Here is a 3015-nt window from a genome sequence, read left to right as displayed (position 1 = left end):
GATCATGTTTCGCGGAAAATGCAACAGACTTACGTGAAGTAAGCTTTCGGGCTATTAGTACTGCTCAGCTTTGTCATTACTGACTTTACACCTGCAGCCTATCAACGTCATCGTCTCTGACGGCCCTGTTTGGAAGTCTCATCTCGGAGGGAGTTTCGCACTTAGATGCTTTCAGCGCTTATCTCTTCCCGACGTAGCTACCCGGCAGTGCAGTTGGCACCACAACCGGTACACCAGCGGTCAGTCCAACCCGGTCCTCTCGTACTAAGGTCAGGTCTCCTCAAACTTCCCACGCCCGCAACAGATAGGGACCGAACTGTCTCACGACGTTCTGAACCCAGCTCGCGTGCCACTTTAATGGGCGAACAGCCCAACCCTTGGGACCTTCTCCAGCCCCAGGATGTGACGAGCCGACATCGAGGTGCCAAACCTCCCCGTCGATATGAGCTCTTGGGGGAGATCAGCCTGTTATCCCCAGAGTACCTTTTATCCTTTGAGCGACGGCCTTTCCATGCAGTACCGCCGGATCACTATACCCGTGTTTCCACCCTGCTCGGCTTGTCGGCCTCACAGTCAAGCCCCCTTATGCTATTGCACTCCGCGCACGGTTACCAAGCGTGCTGAGGGAACCTTTGGAAGCCTCCGTTATCCTTTTGGAGGCGACCACCCCAGTCAAACTACCCACCAAGCAATGTCCCCGCCAAAGGCGGGTTAGATACCAGGCAAACAAAGGGCGGTATTTCAACAGCGGCTCCACCATGCCTGGCGACACAGTCTCAAAGCCTCCCGCCTATCCTACACATCGTTTACCCGATACCAATGCTAAGCTGCAGTAAAGGTTCATGGGGTCTTTCCGTCCCGTTGCGGGTACACGGCATCTTCACCGTGACTACAATTTCACCGAGCTCATGGCTGAGACAGCGCCCAGATCGTTACACCATTCGTGCAGGTCGGAACTTACCCGACAAGGAATTTCGCTACCTTAGGACCGTTATAGTTACGGCCGCCGTTTACCGGGGCTTCAATTCAATGCTTCTCTTGCGATAACATCCCCTCTTAACCTTCCGGCACCGGGCAGGTGTCAGGCCTTATACTTACTCTTTCGAGTTCGCAAAGCCATGTGTTTTTGCTAAACAGTCGCCTGGGCCTTTTCACTGCGGCCTCCCATTCGCATGGGTAGGCGCCCCTTCTCCCGAAGTTACAGGGCAATTTTGCCGAGTTCCTTAGCCATGACTCACTCGAGCACCTCAGGATTCTCTCCTTGACCACCTGTGTCGGTTTGCGGTACGGGCGCACATACGCTTATCGCCAGAAGTTTTTCTTGGAAGCACTTAGGGACACTATCCGCTCTCCCGTAGGATCGCGGTACTATCAGGTTCGGCTAAGGCTGCGCATTTGACTACAGCCCAAATACCTACTCCCTTCAACGCGGTATTCCGTCACCGCGCGGTCCTTTCATCACTCCGTCACTCCGTCACCTGTATGTGCGGTATGGGAATATTAACCCATTTGCCATCGGAATCCCCGTTCGGGTTATCCTTAGGTCCCGACTGACCCTGATCCGATTAACGTTGATCAGGAAACCTTGGTCTATCGGTGTGGGGGTTTCCCGCCCCCATTATCGTTACTTATGCCTACATTTGCTTTTCCAAAACCTCCAGCACACATCGCCGTGCACATTCACCGGTATTGGAATGCTCCCCTACCACACAGACCCATGTCTGTATCCTACGCTTCGGTATTACACTTGATGCCCGTTTATTATCGACGCCCTGCCGCTCGACCAGTGAGCTGTTACGCACTCTTTAAAGGAATAGCTGCTTCCAAGCTAACCTCCTGGCTGTCTCTGCAGCTGGACCACCTTTGTTCAACTTAGTGTAAATTTCGGGACCTTAGCGGTAGGTCCGGGTTCTTTCCCTCTCGGACTCGGACCTTAGCACCCGAGCCCTCACTGCCGTTACTGTATCAACGCATTCGGAGTTCGTCAGGATTTGGTAGGATGTGACTCCCCCTAGTCCTATCGGTAGCTCTACCTCATCAATACATTCCACGACGCTGTTCCTAAAAACATTTCGGGGAGTACGAGCTATTTCTCAGTTTGATTGGCCTTTCACCCCTACCCACAGCTCATCCGGAAGCTTTTCAACGCTTATCGGTTCGGCCCTCCAGTACGTGTTACCGCACCTTCAGCCTGGCCATGGGTAGATCACAAAGTTTCGCGTCTGCCCCCACTGACTGTAACCGCCCTGTTCAGACTCGCTTTCGCTCCGGCTGCGTGTCTCAAAACACTTAACCTTGCCAGTGAGGCGCAACTCGTAGGCTCATTATGCAAAAGGCACGCCGTCACCCGCCGAGGCGGGCTCCGACCGCTTGTAAGCGCACGGTTTCAGGTTCTCTTTCACCCCGTTATTCACGGTACTTTTCACCTTTCCCTCACGGTACTTGTCCACTATCGGTCTCCATGTAGTATTTAGCCTTACCGGATGGTGCCGGCAAATTCAACCGGGATTTCTCCTGTCCCGGCCTACTCAGGATACCCGCCAACAAATTCATGCTTCCCCTACGGGGCCCTCACCCTCTCCGGCCGTACTTCCCAGTACGTTCAGGTCACATTCATATGTCTTACGCAGGTCCTATAACCCCGCACGTGCCGTAACACGCGCGGTTTGGGCTGATCCGCTTTCGCTCGCCACTACTCACGGAATCACTATTGTTTTCTCTTCCTCTGCCTACTTAGATGTTTCAGTTCGGCAGGTTCGCCTCCTTTTCAGGATACCACTTACGTGGTGGGTTGCCCCATTCGGAAATCTGTGGATCAGCCCCACTTGCGGGTCCCCACAGCTTATCGCAGCTTGGCACGTCCTTCTTCGCCTCATGGAGCCCAGGCATCCCCCGTGCGCCCTTGTTCACTTACTCTTAACACATAACCCCCTTTTGCAAAGGTTATATGCCGTATTATCAACGACAGATTAAAATCCGTCTCTGTTGCATTCTCCGCTCAACATGTCAAAGAAC

1 rRNA gene is annotated in these 3015 nt (G+C 53.5%); it reads right to left on the bottom strand.

Annotated features, from left to right (window positions below):
• Window positions 1-34: 34 nt before the first annotated feature.
• Window positions 35-2916, bottom strand: a 23S ribosomal RNA gene (locus tag B879_RS20500).
• Window positions 2917-3015: the final 99 nt, after the last annotated feature.

Origin of the sequence: Cecembia lonarensis LW9 (assembly GCF_000298295.1) — a bacterium.
GTDB classification, from domain to species: Bacteria; Bacteroidota; Bacteroidia; order Cytophagales; family Cyclobacteriaceae; genus Cecembia; species Cecembia lonarensis.
The sequence above is the reverse complement of the archived record's forward strand: the minus strand, read 5'-3'. Positions and strand labels throughout refer to the sequence as shown.